This is a genomic window from Aeromonas sp. FDAARGOS 1403 (genome assembly GCF_019047325.1).
Classification (GTDB): Bacteria; Pseudomonadota; Gammaproteobacteria; order Enterobacterales; family Aeromonadaceae; genus Aeromonas; species Aeromonas dhakensis.
In genome coordinates this window covers 1,076,977-1,095,311 of record NZ_CP077249.1, presented here as the reverse complement: position 1 = coordinate 1,095,311, position 18,335 = coordinate 1,076,977, and the positions used below count along the sequence as shown (strand labels likewise).

20 protein-coding genes are annotated in these 18,335 nt (G+C 58.9%); 12 read left to right on the top strand and 8 right to left on the bottom strand.

Features of this window, described 5'->3' with window-relative positions; all coding sequences use genetic code 11:
- Window positions 1-13: 13 nt before the first annotated feature.
- Together I6L33_RS05265 and I6L33_RS05260 are read right to left on the bottom strand one after the other, a co-directional pair.
- Window positions 14-1,219 carry a DUF2920 family protein gene (locus tag I6L33_RS05265; protein ID WP_216973668.1) on the bottom strand — a complete coding sequence of 402 codons (1,206 nt, stop codon included), beginning with the start codon at window positions 1,217-1,219 and terminating at the stop codon, window positions 14-16.
- A 127-nt stretch (window positions 1,220-1,346) separates the two neighbouring features.
- Entirely contained in the window at window positions 1,347-1,967 is a 621-nt protein-coding gene (locus I6L33_RS05260) for a LysE family translocator (protein WP_005307702.1), read from the bottom strand.
- Window positions 1,968-2,068: 101 nt separating this feature from the next.
- On the opposite strand from I6L33_RS05260, the gene I6L33_RS05255 reads away from it, so the two are divergent.
- Window positions 2,069-2,953 (top strand): LysR family transcriptional regulator, encoded by an 885-nt coding sequence (locus I6L33_RS05255; RefSeq protein WP_139431011.1) that lies wholly within the window; start codon window positions 2,069-2,071, stop codon window positions 2,951-2,953.
- Between the two features lie 9 nt (window positions 2,954-2,962).
- On the opposite strand, the gene I6L33_RS05250 is transcribed toward I6L33_RS05255, so the two are convergent.
- On the bottom strand, window positions 2,963-3,637 hold the full coding sequence (locus I6L33_RS05250) for a chromophore lyase CpcT/CpeT (protein WP_005307696.1): 675 nt from the start codon (window positions 3,635-3,637) through the stop codon (window positions 2,963-2,965).
- A 270-nt stretch (window positions 3,638-3,907) separates the two neighbouring features.
- Here I6L33_RS05250 and I6L33_RS05245 point away from each other — a divergent pair, with 270 nt between their 5' ends.
- The 4 genes from I6L33_RS05245 (at window position 3,908) to I6L33_RS05230 (ending at window position 6,195) form a co-directional block, all read left to right on the top strand.
- Window positions 3,908-4,564, top strand: coding sequence for a DUF3313 domain-containing protein (locus tag I6L33_RS05245; RefSeq protein ID WP_017788679.1), 657 nt, complete (start codon window positions 3,908-3,910; stop codon window positions 4,562-4,564).
- A 103-nt stretch (window positions 4,565-4,667) separates the two neighbouring features.
- Window positions 4,668-5,030 (top strand): cystatin domain-containing protein, encoded by a 363-nt coding sequence (locus I6L33_RS05240; protein WP_005307692.1) that lies wholly within the window; start codon window positions 4,668-4,670, stop codon window positions 5,028-5,030.
- 124 nt (window positions 5,031-5,154) lie between these two features.
- Window positions 5,155-5,667, top strand: coding sequence for a cupin domain-containing protein (locus I6L33_RS05235; RefSeq protein WP_017766206.1), 513 nt, complete (start codon window positions 5,155-5,157; stop codon window positions 5,665-5,667).
- 78 nt (window positions 5,668-5,745) lie between these two features.
- Entirely contained in the window at window positions 5,746-6,195 is a 450-nt protein-coding gene (locus I6L33_RS05230) for an SRPBCC family protein (RefSeq protein WP_005307686.1), read from the top strand.
- 81 nt (window positions 6,196-6,276) lie between these two features.
- On the opposite strand, the gene I6L33_RS05225 is transcribed toward I6L33_RS05230, so the two are convergent.
- Both I6L33_RS05225 and I6L33_RS05220 read right to left on the bottom strand, forming a co-directional pair.
- Window positions 6,277-6,942 (bottom strand): hypothetical protein, encoded by a 666-nt coding sequence (locus tag I6L33_RS05225; RefSeq protein WP_216974100.1) that lies wholly within the window; start codon window positions 6,940-6,942, stop codon window positions 6,277-6,279.
- A gap of 186 nt (window positions 6,943-7,128) precedes the next feature.
- Window positions 7,129-7,629, bottom strand: coding sequence for a DUF1993 domain-containing protein (locus tag I6L33_RS05220; protein ID WP_216973667.1), 501 nt, complete (start codon window positions 7,627-7,629; stop codon window positions 7,129-7,131).
- 260 nt (window positions 7,630-7,889) lie between these two features.
- Between I6L33_RS05220 and ydfZ the strand changes: the two genes are divergently transcribed.
- From ydfZ to I6L33_RS05205, 3 genes are all read left to right on the top strand, one after another.
- Window positions 7,890-8,087, top strand: coding sequence for a putative selenium delivery protein YdfZ (ydfZ, locus tag I6L33_RS05215; RefSeq protein ID WP_216973666.1), 198 nt, complete (start codon window positions 7,890-7,892; stop codon window positions 8,085-8,087).
- A gap of 278 nt (window positions 8,088-8,365) precedes the next feature.
- Window positions 8,366-9,151, top strand: a complete 786-nt coding sequence (locus tag I6L33_RS05210) for a hypothetical protein (protein WP_216973665.1) — start codon at window positions 8,366-8,368, stop codon at window positions 9,149-9,151.
- 146 nt (window positions 9,152-9,297) lie between these two features.
- Window positions 9,298-10,191, top strand: a complete 894-nt coding sequence (locus tag I6L33_RS05205) for a LysR family transcriptional regulator (protein ID WP_216973664.1) — start codon at window positions 9,298-9,300, stop codon at window positions 10,189-10,191.
- 110 nt (window positions 10,192-10,301) lie between these two features.
- Here I6L33_RS05205 and I6L33_RS05200 read toward each other — a convergent pair whose 3' ends face one another.
- Window positions 10,302-10,784 carry a hypothetical protein gene (locus tag I6L33_RS05200; protein ID WP_216974099.1) on the bottom strand — a complete coding sequence of 161 codons (483 nt, stop codon included), beginning with the start codon at window positions 10,782-10,784 and terminating at the stop codon, window positions 10,302-10,304.
- Window positions 10,785-11,286: 502 nt separating this feature from the next.
- Between I6L33_RS05200 and I6L33_RS05195 the strand changes: the two genes are divergently transcribed.
- From I6L33_RS05195 to I6L33_RS05180, 4 genes are all read left to right on the top strand, one after another.
- On the top strand, window positions 11,287-12,447 hold the full coding sequence (locus I6L33_RS05195; protein WP_216973663.1) for a glycosyltransferase: 1,161 nt from the start codon (window positions 11,287-11,289) through the stop codon (window positions 12,445-12,447).
- 292 nt (window positions 12,448-12,739) lie between these two features.
- The gene (locus tag I6L33_RS05190; protein ID WP_216973662.1) at window positions 12,740-13,177 is read left to right on the top strand and encodes a DUF2846 domain-containing protein; all 438 of its coding nucleotides are present in this window, start codon (window positions 12,740-12,742) and stop codon (window positions 13,175-13,177) included.
- Window positions 13,178-13,316: 139 nt separating this feature from the next.
- Window positions 13,317-13,676, top strand: a complete 360-nt coding sequence (locus I6L33_RS05185; protein ID WP_216973661.1) for a hypothetical protein — start codon at window positions 13,317-13,319, stop codon at window positions 13,674-13,676.
- Window positions 13,666-14,781, top strand: coding sequence for a beta family protein (locus I6L33_RS05180; RefSeq protein WP_216973660.1), 1,116 nt, complete (start codon window positions 13,666-13,668; stop codon window positions 14,779-14,781). The genes I6L33_RS05185 and I6L33_RS05180 overlap by 11 nt, the downstream gene beginning before the upstream one ends.
- A 23-nt stretch (window positions 14,782-14,804) precedes the next feature.
- Here the strand turns inward: I6L33_RS05180 and I6L33_RS05175 are convergent, their stop codons facing one another.
- Window positions 14,805-15,632 carry a sce7726 family protein gene (locus I6L33_RS05175; protein WP_216973659.1) on the bottom strand — a complete coding sequence of 276 codons (828 nt, stop codon included), beginning with the start codon at window positions 15,630-15,632 and terminating at the stop codon, window positions 14,805-14,807.
- A 299-nt stretch (window positions 15,633-15,931) separates the two neighbouring features.
- Window positions 15,932-18,103, bottom strand: coding sequence for a DNA helicase II (gene uvrD / locus I6L33_RS05170; RefSeq protein WP_216973658.1), 2,172 nt, complete (start codon window positions 18,101-18,103; stop codon window positions 15,932-15,934).
- Window positions 18,104-18,335 lie beyond the last annotated feature (232 nt).

The following is an 18,335-nucleotide window of genomic DNA, read 5'->3' as shown; positions in this document are numbered from 1 at the left end:
CCCGGCAGCAATGTCAGGTGGGTGCCATGCCCTCGATCCGCTGGCGTTGCAGCCGCACCTGCGGGTGTGCAAAGTTCAGGTGATAGACCGAGTGACCGGCATGCAGGGTCACCTCGGTGGCGTGAGTGGCCACGAAGGAGGGGGAGCGTTCGGCCAGCAGTGCCAGCCCCTGTTCGAAGAACTGCAGCATGGAGAGACCCATGCCGTGCTCCATGTTGCGGATGAACTCACCATCGACACTCGACTCGTCGAACAGGATCAACTCGGCATTGAAACCCCGAGCCAGCATGGCGCGCGCCATCGCCAGCTTGGCATCGGCAGGGGCAATGGCGTCATGAATGGCGTGCACCATCAGACAGAAGGTCTGCGTGCCTCCCTGTGCGGCCATCTGATCGAGCTGGGAGGCACTGAATGCCCGGATGATGAAGGCATCCACATCGAACTCGTGCGGGTGCCCGGCCACCATCCGCCAGGGGGAATCCACGCACAGCGCCAGCTCCACCCCGCCTTGCAGGCTGCACTGGTACTCCACCGCACCGATGTCCCGTCCCACTACATAGGCCAGGTTGGGCTCGGCCCAGGAGGAGTTGTCAAACAGGGCGCGGACATAGCCGGGGCGAAACTTGTTGACCAGCTGCGCCAGATAGCCGCCGTAGGAGGAACCGACCAGTATCAGGTTGTCGCGATTGCCGCCGTAACGGAGCATCGCATCTTCGATGGCATTGAGGATGTCGAGGGCGGCCATCACCCCGAAGTTCTGGTAGGCCCCATCAGGCGGTATCAGCAAGCCGTGAAAGCGCAGCGGCGCCGCCGGTTGCAAGGTGTCCAGCGCACGCAGCAGTGCGGCATCGGACGTCGTGGCGGGCAACCCCAGCAGGGCGAGTGCACGCACACGCTCATCAGGCAGCAAGGAGATGACCGCCCCCACCGCCGGGCGCGAACGCATGCAGAAATAGTCGACACAAAGCGCCGCCATGCCGTGCTGCGCGGCCACCTTCTCGCAAAAGACCTGGCTGTAGGCCCCAAGATCACCGCCAAAGCCCGGGATATAGACCACCAGACCACTGCTGGCCTGCTCGGCCCCATGGATCCGGTAGCGCACCTGACGCTCGCCGCACAACCCCAGTTCGACGTCGGGATGACCGGCCACTTCGTGTTCGTAATAAGACATGCTGCCAACCTTGTTGAAAGGCCATGCCATAGGCATCGCCTCGACCATGTCAGTTGGGGTCCTGATTATCCTTGCCCCACTCCCTGAACCGGGGAGCATGCGGCATAAAGAACGCCGATGGAATCTTATTTCTTCTGCTCACCCCATGCGGGACGCTCGCTGCCGGGTAATTCCCCTATCTCAACCCCTTGAACAACAGCAACAGGGCAAAACCGGTGAACATCACCGCCGACAGCCGGTTGATCCCCCTGGCGAAGCGTTCGCCATAGCCTTGCGCCCCCACCCAGTGGAACACCAGGCAGTAACCGCCATGTACCACCAGCACCACGGCGCTGAAGGTGACCGCCAGCAGCATGCACTGACCCAGCGCCCCGTGTTGAAAGTCGATGAACTGGGGAAACAGGCTGGTGAAGAAGATGATCGCCTTGGGGTTGAGCAGGCTGATGAGCGCCCCCTTGATGAAGCTGCGGCGGCAATCCCGATCCGGCCCGGCCCCCGGCACCGGGCTCACCGCCCGCTGGCGCCAGGAGTTGAGCCCCAGATAGAGCAGGTATAGGGCGCCGCCCAGGGTGAGGATCTGCTGGCCCGCGGCCAGCCAGCGGGTGAACCAGAGCACCGCCAGCGAGGCCAGGCTCGCCACCAGCAGGATGCCCACCGCCACCCCGCAAAAACCGGCGATGGCATGGCGGGCGCCCCGGGTCAGGGTGTTGCCTATGGTGTAGATCACGGCGGGCCCCGGGCTCAGCACTGTGCCGATGGCGAGCAGCAGATAGAGGGCGTAATAGTCTAGCGTCATCGAGAGAGATTCCAGCGTGGATTGGCTGCCGCCCAGTATATTGACAGCCGCGACGCCAGCCAGACATAGTGGCGCCGGGCTTTATAAACCAGGAGTTTAGAGTGGACCGCTTGACCGCCATCGAGATCTTCGTCGAGGTTGCCCGGGCGGGCAGTTTCGCCGCCGTAGCGGAGCGCTTCGCGATGACGCCGGCCATGATCGGCAAGTACATCAAGTGGCTGGAGGCCAGGGTCGGCTCCCGCCTGCTCAATCGCAACACCCGTTGCCAGAGCCTGACCGAGGCAGGCCAGGAGTACCTCGCCGGCTGCCAGAGCCTGTTGCAACACTACCGGGCGCTGGAGCAGAACACCCTGGCCAATACCGGCCAGGCAGCGGGCAGGATCCGCATCAATGCCCCCGTCACCTTCGGCAGCTATCGGCTGACGCCGCTGCTGTGCCATTTCATGGAGCGCTACCCGCAGATCCGCATCGAGCTGGATCTGTCGGATCGGCTGGTGGACGTCATCGGCGACGGCTTCGACCTCATCTTCCGGATCGGCCAGCCCAAGGATGCCGGCTACATCGCCCGGCCACTGACCAGCACGGGCTCGGTGTTCTGCGCCTCGCCAGACTATCTGCAACGCCACGGCACTCCCCTCACGCTGGCGGATCTGGCCAGCCACCACTGCCTGGGATTCAGCCCCTGGCTCGGTCAGTCGCGCCTGGCCGAGGCCTTTCCCCTCGAACAGCTGCACCTGTGGGACAGCCCCTTCATCAGCAACCACGGCGGCGCCCTCAAGGTGGCCGCCCTCAACCACGCCGGCATCCTGCTGCAACCGCGCGCCCTGCTGAGCGAGGAGCTAGAGCGCGGTACCCTGCAGGAGATCCTGGCGGAGGCGCTGCCCGCCCCGCGCCCGGTCAACCTGCTCTACCCGGCCAGGGAGCCGCTGCCGCTGCGCCTGCGGTTGCTCATCGACTACCTGATCGAGCAGCGCCACCAGCTGTAGGGGGCAAGCCTATTCGCCGCGCTGCTTCACCCGGCGCAGATAGACATAGCCCTCCCCCGGGCTGCCCCAGCGCTGATGGGCATCGGTGTCATAGGCCCGATCCAGCAGTCGCACACTGTGGGGGCCAATCCAGAGGTATTGCACCAGGGTGCTGGCACCGCCGAAATTGGTGGAGCAGCTGCCCACCTTGCTGTGGCCGGCATACTCCCCCGACGGCTGGCGAGTCAGCCAGATCTCGCAACCCTGGCGCAGGGAGAGCTGTTGCGGGGTGAGGGAGTCTAGCAGCTCGGGCCGGCGCCAGGCACCGGCGAAGTCGATGGCTCGCGGCATGGTCAGCTCGGCCATCAGGATGCGGCCATCGGGCACCAGCGAGAAGCGATAGATGCGCTGGCGAAACGGGCGCACCGCCCGCTCGGTCAGGAACTGCTCGGCATAGACCCAGCGAAAGCCCTTGTAGCCGGGCCAGATCTCCACCAGCCGCAGCTCGGCGCTGGTAAAGCGGCTGTCGTAGCTGGCCTGCTCGCGGCTGGAGAACTCGCCGGTAAACCAGGAGAGCAGCGGCTCCATGCTGGCAGGCTGCGTCGTGGTGGTGCTGTCAGGGGGCGTGGTGACGAAGGGGCCGGGTGCCGCCCAGGCCAGGCAGGAGAAGAGCAGCCCCCACAGGGCCGCCATCAGGCTGGTCATCGAATCCTTCCGAATCAGTGTCATGGCGGCGATTATATGAGCGAACGGCGTCAATATCCGCAACCTTGATCAAATGATTGCCGATCCGAAACAAAATCATCGTATTGGCGTCATGTCCCGGCAATCGGATAGCCATCGACGCCAGGCTGGACCCTGCCTGAACACCCCGCATTCTGTCCTTGTGGGCGCTCTTTGAATCGGTTATCTCTCTTGCCATGCCCTGCGCAGCGGATGCCAGGGTCGGACAAGCAGCGCAATCAGGAGCAAGAGATGAAGAGAGCCGTAATCGCGGGCATGGTGGCCATTCTACTGAGTGGCTGCGCGGTGAAGAACCAGGTCTCCCACAGCCTGCAGGCGATCCCGCTGACCGCCTTCCAGCAGAGTGAAAGCAACCCCAACCAGCGCATCTACAAGGAGCCCGGCGTGGATCTGCGCCAATACAATGAGGTGCTGCTCGATCCGCTCCAGTTTATCCGGCAGGAAAATGGCCAGTGGTATCTGCTGACCGCCAACGAGCAGAACGAGATCGGCCGCTACTACCACGCCACCTTCCAGCGCGAGCTGATGAGCCACGGCGTCAAGATCGCCACCGCCCCCGGCCCTGGCGTGCTGCGGGTACAGGCCGCCATCACCAACTTCGACCTGACCCGGCCCGACCCCAAGCTGCGGGATCTGCTGCCCGCCAAGATCGCCATCAACGTCACCCGTGAGGTGATCGGCAAGGAGCCCTATCTGCTCAGGGTGGGCAGCATGGCCCAGCTGCTCGACTCCCAAAGCGGCAAGCTGCTGGTGCGGGTGATGGATGCACGCGAGAGCCCGGACACCACCCACAAGGAGAGCCCCATCACCGCCGGCGAGATGGCGAAGATGATCGACCAGTGGGCCGCCGGCCGCGCCAAGCAGCTGGCCGACAACCTGGGTCGCTGAACGGGCCGGCCGCCTCCCAAAAGGGGGGCTTTTGGAGCCATGACAGCTGCGTTATCGCCCGAATGTTGATAAGGTCATTACTTTATTGGCTGGAGAAAAAGATATGAAAAAAGCGCTGTTTCCCATTCTGGTTGCTGGCCTGCTGAGCGCCTGCAGCATGGCTCCGCAACAGCAGGAGTGCGCCCCCATGGCCGGCGGATGGCAGAGTCAGCCGTTGCCGAACGCCGGCGCCGAAGCGGCGCTGGCCAGCGTGCTGGCGCGCATGAACACCTCCGCCAGGCTGGAGCGCATTCTCGAGGTGCGCAGCCAGGTGGTCTCCGGGATCAACTACGACATCGCCTTCCAGCTCGACAACGGCGAGGTGTGGAATACCCGCGTCTATCGGGATCTCGCCGGCCACTACCAGATGACCCGGCCGGCCGCCCAGGGGGAACTGCCCGCCATGCCTTGCGTCAAGGCCAAATAGCCGCGACCATCGGGCCCCTCGCCAGAGGGGCTCATCTGACCAGCAAATCTCTGCTGTTCTCCCCGCACTCCGGCAGTCAGGATGACCCTTCCCGTGACCACATCCCCATAGAAAAGGAACCACTATGACCCGTCACCCCAGCATCAAGCACTGGCGCGAGCTGCAGGAGCCCGAACCCGGCCGCTACTCCGGCAGCGAGGAGCCGCTCTCTCTGGGCAGTGCCCTCGGCAGACACTACGGCTTTGCCCGTCTCGGCATTCACCACGAGCTGCTGCCGCCGGGCCGGCGCACCAGCTGGCCCCACGCCGAGGAGACCGAGGATGAGTTTGTCCACGTGCTGGAAGGCACTCCGGATGTCTGGCTCGACGGCGTGCTCCATCGGCTGCAACCCGGCGACTCGGTCGGCTTCAAGGCGGGCGACGGGTTGGCCCACACCTTCATCAACAACACAAATCAGCCGGTGCGGCTGCTCTGCGTGGGCGACACCGATCGGGCGGACAACCACATCCACTACGCCCTGCACCCCGAGCGCAACCGCTTCATCGGTGAGCGGCACTGGGATGCGGTACCCGAGCGCGAGCTGGGGGATCACGACGGCCTGCCCGACCAGCTGCGCGAGCGCAACGGCCCCTTCTAGGGCGCCGCGGCCGGCCTCTGGTCGGCAAGCGGACGCAACCGACTATCCTTGATGGACCCAAGGCAACGAGGAAGAGAGATGAAGACAGGAACAGTGCGGCTGCATCGGGTGCTCAAGGCACCGCCGATGCGGATCTACCGGGCCTTTATCGAGGCCGATGCGCTGGCCAAATGGCTGCCTCCCCACGGCTTCACCTGCCAGGTGGAACAGCTGGAGGCCAGGGTCGGCGGCCACTTCCGGATGGCGTTCACCCAGTTCGGCAACGGCCACAGCCACGCCTTTGGCGGCGAATACCTGGAGCTCGAACCGGGCAAGCGCATTCGCTACACCGACAGCTTCGACGACCCCAACCTGCCGGGGGTGATGCACGTGACCGTGATCCTGACCGGGGTGGTGTGCGGCACCGAACTCGTCATCGTGCAGGAGGGGATCCCCGCGGCCATCCCGGTGGAGATGTGCTATCTCGGCTGGCAGGAGTCCCTGGCCCAGCTGGCGGCCCTGGTGGAGCCGGAGATCCCGCCGGGCTGAGTGACGCCCACGAAAAAGCCTGCCAACTGGCAGGCTTTTTTTATTGCTGGCAGCCTGTGCGCGCCAAACCACCATCCAGGCTCAGCGGCCGGTGGCCTTGTCCAGCGGGAAGGCAAAGAGATCGCGGCGATAGGTCTCGACCACCAGGCTGAACGGCACGCCATCCCCCCGTGAGAGGATGGCCCTATGCTGCAGCACCCGCTCGGGGATCGCCAGCGGCTGGTCACTGCTGGTGAGGGTGGGCATCTGCATCTCCCAACCGGCCGGCAGGGGTGCCCACAGCAGGGTGGAAGAGAGGGTCCGGCGGCTGAAGTTCAGCGCCTTGACGGCCAGACCAAACGGGGTATCGCTGGTGTCGAGGAGCCGGTTCATCTCGGGAGTGAGGCGGCTTTGCACGTACCAGTTGTCCGCTTCGGAGAAGACATGATCGCCGCAGGCGAGCTGTACCCGGCGATAGCCGACGGGCTCGTCGGCCGCGATCTTGAGCTGCTCGCGGACGGCGGCGTCGGCCGGTTTGCGGGTATCCAGATCACGCAGGGCGCGGATGCGCGGCTCACCGGCCATCCGGTGGTCGGCGCACCAGTTCTGCAGGGTGACGGTGGCGCTCGGGTTGCTGAGCAGGGTGGCATTGAGGGTCTGCAGCAGCACCTGCGCCTTGAGACGGGTGACCGGGGTGTCGGGCCAGCTTGCGGCGACGCTTTCCTGCGCCTGCGCGGCGCCATGGCACAGCAAGGCCGCCAGCATCATTACTCGGATCTTCATGTTTCTCTTACCCTTTCTACTTTGACGCCGGATTGTAACCGCGCGAGGGCCGAAGACCACGCCTTTATGCCCAGAGCCGTCGCCAGCGACCATGCCGATAGATCTGGCTCGCCCCCGTTCGCGGATAAAAAAGCCTGCCAGCGGGCAGGCTTTTTCGCACCAGAGTGCAGCTTATTGCAGCTTGATGGCGCCCAGGTAATCCCCCTTGCCGAGCTCGACCCCTGCCTGGCGCAGCAGGGCATAGGTCATGGTGAGGTGGAAGTAGAAGTTGGGGATGCCGTACTCGTGCACGCAGGTGTGGCCGTCCATCCCCTTGCCACCGGCCCAGTAGGGGGTGTAGTGGCCGTTCGCATAGTGGCTGAAGTCGGCCTCCAGCTTGCTCTGCAGATAGGTGAGGGTCTTGGCCACATGGGCGCGCAGATCCGCCATGGTCTTGGGGTCATCCCCCAGCACCGGCGGCTCGCTCAGGCTGGCGGTGGCCACCACGGCACGGGCGCTGTCGCAGCAGATCAGCACCTGCTTGGCCAGCGGCAGCATGTCGACGATGAGGCGCTCATTGAAGAAGTTCTCCACGTTGAACTTCTTGGCGGTGGCGTGGGCCTCGGCCTTGGCCAGACAGTGGTCGAGGTTGGTCAGCATCTTGATAAACTGGGCGGCGATCTCACGATTCATAATGCGCTCTCGGTTGGTTGAAGGCGGTTGCACGAGCGGCATCCACTATAGCGTATCCCCCCGTTTGTTCGAGCCCGCCCCCGCAAAATGCCGGCCCGGCCAGCTGCCCAGCGACAGGATTGGACGGCCCCTGCGGCTGCCGATATGCCGAGGCCCTCTTTGGCTCTTTTTTGATCTGTGACATGCATCACTCTTTGGCAGGGGCGTAGGCTGATTCGCGCAGCCGGGCATGCCGCCGGGCACCACAAAAGGAGAGTGCCATGAAAATCTATGACCGAAACCGCAATGCGCTCACACCGGGTCAGCGGGTGATGATCGCCGCCACCGGCGCCGTCGACGTACTGAAAGAGGCCCACACCGACAACCTGACCCCCTATCAGGCCGAGCATGAAAAGTGCGTGCTGCTGGCCAACTCCCGGGAGCGCTACGCCCCCATCGAGTTGATTAGACTAGGCTGATACCCGGCGTTACCTGTCACCCTACTCTTTACAATTCACCCGGCCGCCGCGCCCCGTTGGGGCCGGGTTTCTGCTCTCCCTTCCCTAGGTTCCCCGTGTCTACGCTGGTTCGAGCAAGGATGCGTCAATCAACCTTGGCCCCTGCGGCTCCGGGCAGCATGATGGCGGCCACCCATGCGATTGATTACCAGCAGTGAATTTTGATATTCATTTGATGCTATTTCAGTGCACTTTCCACCGCCCTAGACTGCTTCTCGAACCTTAACGAGGAGTCTTGTATGAAACTCACCCATATTACTTTGCTGGCCGGCACCATAACTTCGGCCCTCTCTTTCAACACCTTCGCCGGTGACCTGGTCTCGGTGCAGTTCAGCGATGGTCGCCCCGCCGTCAGCGGAGTCGAGGCGGTCAATAAAGCGCTCAACCCCATCGGCGTCAACGTGGTCACCGTCGACATCCCCGACGCAGCCAGGCCGCTGCTGGAGGCCTCCCACCGCCGCGCGTTGACCCGGGCAGAGCACGGTGCCCTGATTGCGGCCTTCAACCTGAGTCAGGGGGAGCTTTTGGAGCAGGCCAGGCTCGCAGGGCGCGAGCCAGCGGTGCAAGGGGGTGGCGTCGCCACCGAAGAGACAGGCGTCGGCCCCTACCCCAAGGTCTATGACCTGATGGCGCTGGACGAGCGCACCCGCAGCGCCGTGCTCGGCAAATATGGCCGCATGCACGTCAACTCCGCAGAGGATGGTACCGATATCGACGAGGTGATGACGGTGGTCAGCGGCGGGCCGTTCCGCTGGGGCTTTACCCTGCAAGACGGCAGCATCGCCCGCTTCCAGATAGACAAGGTGGGCCTTCAGGACAAGGCCGTGCGAGTCAGCTATCACGGGCTGGGCATGCACGCCGGGCTGATGGATGCCAAACAGGGGCTGCTGGTGGCCTTCGCCCACGGTCCAAAGGAATTCACCATGCGCTACCAGGCCGACGTGCCCCACGCCCAACTGCTCGGCACCAACCCCTGGGCCGATGTCGGCATCAGCCTGCCTCCCGCACCGGGCAAGGTGCAATAAGCCACCACGGCACCAGGCGGTCGGGTCAAGGCCCTGCCGCCCTGGTTGCACCTCTCTGTTACCTGGCGCCCGGCGAGCCGGATTGGGTGAATTCACCGCGCCATGATGGCACCATCATTTACCAGTGGTGAATTATCGGAGGCAGGATGAACAAGATCACGGCGCTGAACGTCTTTCGCCGGGTGGTGGAGATGGGCACCTTCAGGGCGGCGGCAGATGACCTGCATCTCTCACAGGCGGCGGTCAGCAAGAACATCAACGAGCTGGAAGCCTTTCTCGGCATCGCCCTCATCAACCGCACCACCAGGCGGCTGAGCGTCACCGAAGCCGGCATGACCTATTACCGCCAGATTTGCGCCGTGCTGGATGGCCTGGACGCCGCCGACCAGTCCATCATGGCTACCTCCTTCACCCCAAGGGGCCGGCTGAGGATCGGCATGCCCATGTCCTACGGGCTGATCCGGCTCAACCCCCTGGTCTGCGAGTTCCAGCGCCGCTATCCGGCAATCGGCATCGAGGTGATCCTGAGCGACGCCTACATGGATCTGGTGGATCAGGGGCTGGACGTGGTGATCCGGGGGGCAGGCGCCCTGGATGACTCCACCCTGCGTGCCAAACCCCTGTGCCAGGTGCAGCGGGTGCTGTGCGCCGCCCCCGACTATCTCAAGGAGGCGGGTCAGCCCGCCCATCCGGAGGATCTCAAAGATCACAACTGCCTGCGCTACAGCCTCTCCTCTTCCCCCGATAAGTGGTGCTTTAGCCGGGCAGAGGAGAGCCTGGCGGTGGATATGCGTCTTGCCAGCTTCTGCGCCAACAACGGCATCGCCCTCAAACAGGCTGCGGTGCAAGGGCTTGGGGTGATCCTGGTGCCGCATGAGTTCGTAGCAAGCGAGCTGGCGGACGGCACCCTGGTCAAACTGCTTCCCGACTGGCAACCCGACCCCCACGCCCTGTTCGCCGTCTACCCCTTCCACAAGGAGCAGTCCCCCAACGTGCGGCTCTTTATCGAATTTATCGTCAAGGCGTTTCAGCTGAGGTGATCCCGATAGGCGGATGCCTGTTGGAACCCGCCTGCATGTAGGTTCGATTAGCGAAGCGTAATCGGACGTTCGTGGAATCGGACGATCGCGTCATCGATCGCTCCCTCTGGCTACCGCCCGCCGTCCAGGATGACGCCCCCTGCCTGTGTTGCCGATGTATCCGCAAATAGTCGCCTGCCAAGCTGGCGGATCAGCAGCAGCGGCGACAACAGGGTGAGCAGCAGCCAGTGGGTGTGGGGCAGGATAAAGCTCCAGATGATCTCTTGAGGTAGCCAGGTCGACGCGGTTGCCGTCATAAAGGCGATGTCATAGGTCTCCCACAACCAGAGCCCGGCAAAGAGCGGCAACAACAGCGGGCGGGGTGTCAGCAAAAACAGCGGCAAGTAAACACAGGCGAGTACGACACTGAACTCCAGCATGGCCGGGGTCAGCTCAGCCAAGGTATGACTGGGGGAGAGACCGCTCCATTGGACAGGCGTCCCCTCGGCCAGTGCAGGCCACCAGGATGCGTATTGAAACAGGGTAAACGAAATCAGAAACAGCAGGCTGGTCAGCAGCGCCAGCGCCGTTTTTCGCAAAAACCAGCGCCCCATCCGGCGCAGTGTCGGCATCCATGTAGACATCAATGACTCCCATCTGGTGACGGGGCAGTATGCCTTGGCTGGCGGCGTGGTCAAAGCCGCCCTGCAGACTCTCTTGCCTACACCCACACGCTTTTCTGCCTCCGAGTTACCGCCAAGACCGGCATCTTGGTTCCATTGACCAGGCGTCATCGGGCATATGGGGAGCTAGACGGGTGCCCGCATCTGAAGATGTGTCACTCGTTGACACCCTGCCTGGGTGATTGTTGATTAGACAGCCTCGTGCGAGACTCACCATCGCGTTATCCAGAGGCAATTGAGACCAGCATGGACAGCGTCGCCTTGACGACCCCTCTGTCCAGTTAGGCCAGAAGGCCAGGGCCAAAAACAGGCCCATCCCATGATGGGGCAGCAAAACAGTCATCAGGACATGACGAGGGTACAGGGCTCAATGACATGACGCAGGAGCCTGCAAGATCACCCCCTCTCCATGACCAGACACAGGGGAGCAAACATGAAGGATCAGGCTGCAACCGTACTCTGCTTTGAGCATGTCACCATAGCGAGAGACTGCATGGACACGCTCCAGGCGCTGGGGTTTAACGTGATTCGCATCGCCTATTCTGCCGAGGTGTTTACCAGGCTGCCATTTCTCAATTTTGATTACCTTTTCAGCATCAACTTCAACCCCCTCCTCTCTCAAGCGGCCGAAGCGTTGCGCAAGCCCTACATTGCCTGGGTGGTCGATACACCTTGCTATGGCATGCATCATGACGCCATCTCCAACCCCCTCTCCTTCACGTTTGTCTACGACCTTGCCGTAGCAAGCAGGCTCAAGGAGCGGAGCAATGGCAACGTCTACTACCTGCCGGTCGCCGTCAACGAGCTGCGCCAACTGCCAGCCGAGCCGGGTTATGATCACGATATCTCCTTCATCGCCAACCTGACCCCGCCGGAATACCAGACCCACATCAAGCCACGGCTGGCCCCGGGACCGCTGCAAACGCTGGAAGAGTTGATTGGACACATCGATGCGCACCTGGAGGGGCGGCCCCTGACTGCACAACTCACGGAATCTCATATACGGCTTGTGAAAGAGGTGTATCCGCTGAGCGGGCTACCCTACCTGAGCGAATATGAAAAACTGGCGTATCTGCTGGGGCGCGAACACTCCTATCGGGAAAGGGTGTCCTGTATCCAGGCTCTGGCGGCCCGGTTTGAGCGGGTCGCCGTGTATGGAAACCCGGAGTGGACAACACACACGCAGAGCTATTGCGGATACGCAGAACATTACCAAGCGATGCCACGCCTGTTTCAACGCAGCAGGATCAACCTGAATCTGGTGCGCAGTTTCGTCGAGTCTGGGCTCCCCATGCGGGTGTTTGATATTCTTGGCGCCGGTGGATTCATGGTGACAAACGACAAGGAAGATCTGCATCATCTCTTCACCCCGGGCAAGGATCTGGTGATCTTCCGCGACAAGCAGGATCTGCTGGAGATCTGTCGCTATTACCTGAGCCACGAGGAAGAGCGCGCCGCCATCGCCGCCCATGGGCAGCAGACGGTGCTGACCCACCACACCTATCGAGCGCGCCTGATCAGCTTGTTCCAGACTGTCCAGAGTGAGCTGGCAAGCATGCAACACCCTGACGTAAAAGCGCATTCGAATAACTGACGGCCCTGTTTGATATCAGACGCTGAGTGGCCATACCCCCTGTCAGCCCGTGCAGGTTCGATCAGCGAGGTGCAATCGAACCTAAGTCCCTGGCCTGCGTAGCGTCAGCATCCATTTAGGCATCAATGACAAGCGGCATGCCGCGGTTCGCTGCACCGTCCAAGTGCCGCGCCATGCCGGTAAATTGCCGGAATATTGAATCCCGTCACACCGGCAGCGGTTTGAGTGGTTGCCCGGCCACAAAGCCTCATGCGAACCTTTAAATCCCGTTAACCCACTAAAACCAAACACTATGTTCAGGCAAATAATGATGAGTGCTGCCCTGCTGTCGGCGGCGCTGCTTTCCGGTTGTGCTTCCGTTCCCATGGCCGACACCTCGGCGGATGCCCAGGCCAAGCAGTTTGTCGCCCCGGCCAATGCCGCCAACCTCTATATCTATCGCAATGAAACCTTCGGTGCCGCCGTCAAGATGCCGGTGCTGGTGGATGGCATGGCGGTCGGCGATACGGTGGCCCACACCTATATCCTCAAGCAGGTGACACCGGGCAGCCACACCATCACCTCCAAGTCGGAGAACGATGCCACCCTGACCCTCAGCACCGAGGCGGGCAAAAACTACTACGTCTGGCAGGAGGTCAAGATGGGCCTGCTGATGGCTCGCTCCAAGCTGAGTCAGGTCAGTGAGGAAGAGGGCAAGCAAGGGGTGATGGAGAGTAAGCTGGTTAAGTAATCTGATACCTGTGCCGAACAAACAGGGCGTAGCGTTACCAGCTACGCCGCTGTCAGAAAAGTGGGTGTCCCAGATTTCCCATCGAAAATAGAGTTAATGAAATTGCATATTCACTTTGTTAACAAGGAGGCTGTATAGCTTGAAGACAATATCAAAAATAATTGCAGCTTTAGTTGCCGTTTTAGGTACGCTCTCTGCCATAAAAACTCTTGTTCCACCAGAGATAACATACTCTGAATTACTTCAGAACTGGCTTTTTATATCTGGGTGGTTAGTCTGTGTAATTCTAGCCATTGTTCTTATATATCAAGAAGAAAGGTATAGAGCAAAACAAGAGTACGCTCATAGATTACTTGATGAGCGGAGCTCAGATAAAGATTTCTTTAAAGGTGAGATATCTAAAACAAATATCATTCTAGATCACTTAACATCAAGAACAGAATGGAAAGGTCGACCGATTCCTAGGAAAAAAAATTATGAGGGAAATGATGAATTTTAGCTCTTATCTATATATGCCTATGGTACGCACTCGCGCATCTGAGCTATTAGCAATTGAAAATCTATCTAAAGAAACAAAGGGTAAAATACTCCCTTTTATTTCTTTATCTAAAGCAAATAGAGTATCTAGTGCATATGCGGCTTTTGAAAAATGGAATTCAGCATTCAGTGCGCCTGCAATTCTTGGCCTTTCTGGAAGTCAGCACCTAATAGTTGATGAATATAATGACCTTATATTGCCAGATAATGATTTTTCTAATTGGGACAACTTCATTGGAAAGGTAAAGCAAGAAAATGCGGATATAATCCCATCCCTTATATTAAATAGTAATGTAGGGAAGCGAGACTTCGTAAAACAACTTCAAAAGCTGGAATCAAATTATGGTTCCATTGCTTTAAAAGTAAACCCGCTATCTAGAAGAGATATTGCTGCATCTGTTACTGCAGCATCCGTTGCCAGTTCAATAGACAATATTATATTCATTCTTGATGTGGGACAAATAAACATAGAACAGCAAAAAGCTGCTCTGGATGCGACGATCCAAGCCCTGAATGAGCTACGAACTATAGACGGAAGAGTTGAAATAGTGACCACTAGTACAAGCTTTCCTCGAATGTTTCAATCATACACAAAAAATCATGATGAGACATATGGTGAAATACCTATGTTGGAATGGGAAAACTATCATGCAATAGGGGGCCAAGAAGTAGCTATATATGGGGATTATGCAGGTATTCATGGTGAATTCTATCAGGGTAGCTACGCTAAATTTGTAGCGAGAGTAGACTATCCTACACCTGGAACTTGGATCTTCGAGAGACGGAAACAACAAGCACAAAAAGAAGAAGAAAGAGAGCATCTGTATAGCCTTGCCGCTCAAGCTATTATTACTAGTGAAAGTTGGGATGACTCTTTGGATGTATGGGGGAGCAGAATTATTAAAAAAGCAGCTAAGAATGATTTAATGAAATTTGGGTCTCCCGGAAAATGGATTTCAGTTAGAATGAATCTTCATATAGAAAGAGTAATTAGGTTTCTTGAGGATGGGATAACAATTCCTGAGGTCCTACAGGAAGATGAATGGGACGATGGGGATAATTGGTAGTAATCATTGGATCAAGCAGACCATTAAATGGTTTGCTTGATCTTTCTAGGAATAACTTTAACTGGATGTGTAGGGACAAAACCATACTTGTACATGCATTCTGATATATCAATTCCTAATTCAGAAACTCGTTTTTCACACGAATCATTCACTTCCCAATAATTATCTGGAAGCTCTAGCGAGCTATCATCCAAACTACAACATTTATTATTGAGTTGAGGTCTTAATAAATGTAGATTGTTATAGCTTGCTCTCTCTCTTACAGAGGAGAGAAATAAATCGCTTGTAGCTCTATATTTGTCTTTCAGATACTTAAGAGATATTTCTCTCCACGTACTTCTTGGAAAGCAATTTAGTTTATTGTACAGACTACTTCTCGACTCACCTATACTACAGGTTAGTCCTAGCTGTCTAATCGACGAGACCAGAAACCTCTTCTCTACAAACGAGAGATATCTTGTGGGATCTGTAATAGATATGGTCTTCCCTCTACGCTTAACCTTTAAAACAATATTGTTGTTTCTATCCGTTTTCAACTCAATCAATTCAACTCGTTCTGGAAGTATATTAAGTGCCCGCTGTGTATATTTCTGGGAACAAACAACAGTGACCTTATCAAAAAAAGAGATATAAGTATCAATTTGCCCACTTAGCCTTGATAAACTATCTGCATCACTTTTTATTTCTATGGCATGTAACTTACCGTTTGCAATGACAAGATCGGCACGTCTAGAAAAATTATCTACAGGGAGTTCATTAATAAGCACAGAATCATTATCAAGAAAACCTTTCTTGATAATCCATTCTATCGTAGCAACTTTGTAGTCAGCTTCTTTCAATATTTCTTTCATAAATACAAAATTCTACGCAAGAAAAACAAAATCGTGCTTTTATCATTTTTAGCATAAAAAAACAATAGCGCAAAAACCACCATACCTCCGAGCCATAGACTCGATCCATGTACATAACCTTAAGAAAATACGTCACTTAAAACATTTTTCAAGGACCAGTTTTGTATCAATTTTCTCACCTTGGTCCGACGGGCGTTTTTACCCTCATCCCCAAGCCTTCTCCCGCGAAGGGAGAAGGAGGCAAAGACTATCTCGGGGATGATCCCCTCTCCCGTTGGGAGAGGGTCAGGGTGAGGGGATTAGAGCGCCTCCAATCTGGCGTAGGCCGTTACCAGCCACTTGGCGCCGACGTCGTCGAACTGGATCTGCACCCGGCTCTGCTGGCCGACCCCTTCGAAGTTGAGTACTACCCCTTCGCCGAATTTCGGATGGAGCACCCGCTGGCCGAGCTTGATGCCGCTGGCGTCAAAGCTCTGCTGCACCTCGTTCTGGCTAAAGCGGCCGTACTGGGTGGGGCGGCTGACCTGAGTGCGCAGCCGGATCTCTTCCAGACACTCGGCGGGCATTTCGCGGATAAAGCGGCTCGGCTTGTGGAACATCTCGCGGCCGTAGATGCGGCGGCTCTCGGCATAACAGATGTAGAGCTTCTCCATGGCGCGGGTCATGCCGACGTAACAGAGGCGCCGCTCCTCTTCCAGCCGGCCCGACTCCTCGGTCGATTGCTGGCTGGGGAACATCCCTTCCTCGACGCCGACCAGCAGTACCAGCGGGAACTCCAGCCCCTTGGCGCTGTGCAGGGTCATCAGCTGCACCGCATCGGCATATTCGTCCGCCTGATTCTCGCCGGATTCCAGCGCCGCGTGGGCGAGGAAGGCGGAGAGATCACTCATATCCTCCAGCTCGTCCGGGCGCTGGTACTGGCGGCAGGCGGTGACCAGTTCGTCCAGGTTTTCTACCCGAGCCTGGGATTTCTCACCTTTTTCCGCCAGATACATGGCCTTGAGGCCGGAATGCTGGATGGCGATATCGGCCTGCTGGTGCAGGGGCAGCAGGGAAACCTGCTCCTCCAGCGCGTCGATGAGATCGACAAAGCCGCGCACCGCGTTGCCGGCGCGACCGGTCAGCACTTTGTCGGCGAGCAGGGCCTTGGCCGATTGCCACAGGTTGAGCCCCTGATCCCGGGCGTTGCCGCGCAGGATCTCGAGGGTGCGATCGCCGATGCCGCGGGTTGGGGTGTTGACTACCCGCTCGAAGCTGGCGTCATCGCCGCGGTTGTTGATAAGACGCAGGTAGGCCATGGCATCTTTGATCTCCTGGCGCTCGAAGAAGCGCAGGCCGCCGTAGATGCGGTAGGGCATGGCATCCTGCATCAGCGCCTCTTCCAGCACCCGTGACTGGGCGTTGGAGCGATAGAGGATGGCGCAGTCGGCGAGCAAGCCACCTTTCTCTTTCCAGTCCTTGAGGCGGCCGACCACGAAGCGCGCTTCGTCCACCTCGTTGAAGGCGGCATACAGCGAAATCGGCTCGCCCTCGGCCCCTTCGGTCCACAACTCCTTGCCAAGGCGCTCGGCGTTGTTGGCGATGACGCTGTTGGCGGCTTTCAGGATATTGGCGGTGGAGCGGTAGTTCTGCTCGAGGCGGATGGTCTCGGCCCCCTGATAGTCGGTCAGGAAGCGCTGGATGTTCTCGATCTTGGCGCCGCGCCAGCCGTAGATGGACTGGTCATCGTCGCCGACGATCATCACCTTGCCGCTGTTGCCCGCCAGCATCCGCAACCAGGCGTACTGGATGCCGTTGGTATCCTGAAACTCGTCCACCAGGATGTTCTGGAAGCGGTCGCGGTAGTGCTCGAGGATGTGCGGCTTGTTGAGCCACAGCTCGTGGGCGCGCAGCAGCAGCTCGGCAAAATCCACCAGACCGGAGCGATCGCAGGTCTCCTGATAGGTCTTGTAGATCTGCTGATAGGTGCGGGTGACGGGATCGCCGTAGAGGTCGATGTCGCCGGGGCGCAGCCCCTCGTCCTTCTTGCCGTTGATGTAGCCCATCACGGCGCGCGGGGCCCAGTGCTTCTCGTCGAGGTTGAGCGCCTTGAGCACCCGGCGGATCAGGCGGTACTGGTCGTCGGAGTCGAGGATCTGGAAATCCTGCGGCAGCCCGGCATCCAGATGGTGGGCCCGCAGCAGGCGATGGGCGATGCCGTGGAAGGTGCCGATCCACATGCCGCGCACATTGTCGCCAATCACTTTCTCGACCCGGCCACGCATTTCGGCCGCCGCCTTGTTGGTAAAGGTCACCGCGATGATGGAGAAGGGTGAACAGCGTTCCACCTGCATCAGCCAGGCGATACGGTGCACCAGCACCCGGGTCTTGCCCGAACCGGCACCGGCCAGCACCAGCAGGTTGCAGCGGGGGGCCGCTACCGCGTCTCTTTGCTTGTCGTTGAGCCCGTCGAGCAGGGTTGAAACGTCCATCACCACTCCTGTTTATTTATACAGGCGGCGATTATACGGCCTGCGGCGCCACAGACCAAATCGGCGTAGGGGTGATCACCACGACCCGGTTTCTTGTCACCCCGCCCGAGGCGTTCCAACTGAGAAAAATCCATCAGTTGGCACCATTGGAAGCCACTTTTTGGCCGATTTCAGGAAAACGCTTGCTTATAACCTCATGAATACAAACAGAAATGTCATTTGGAGCCAATTA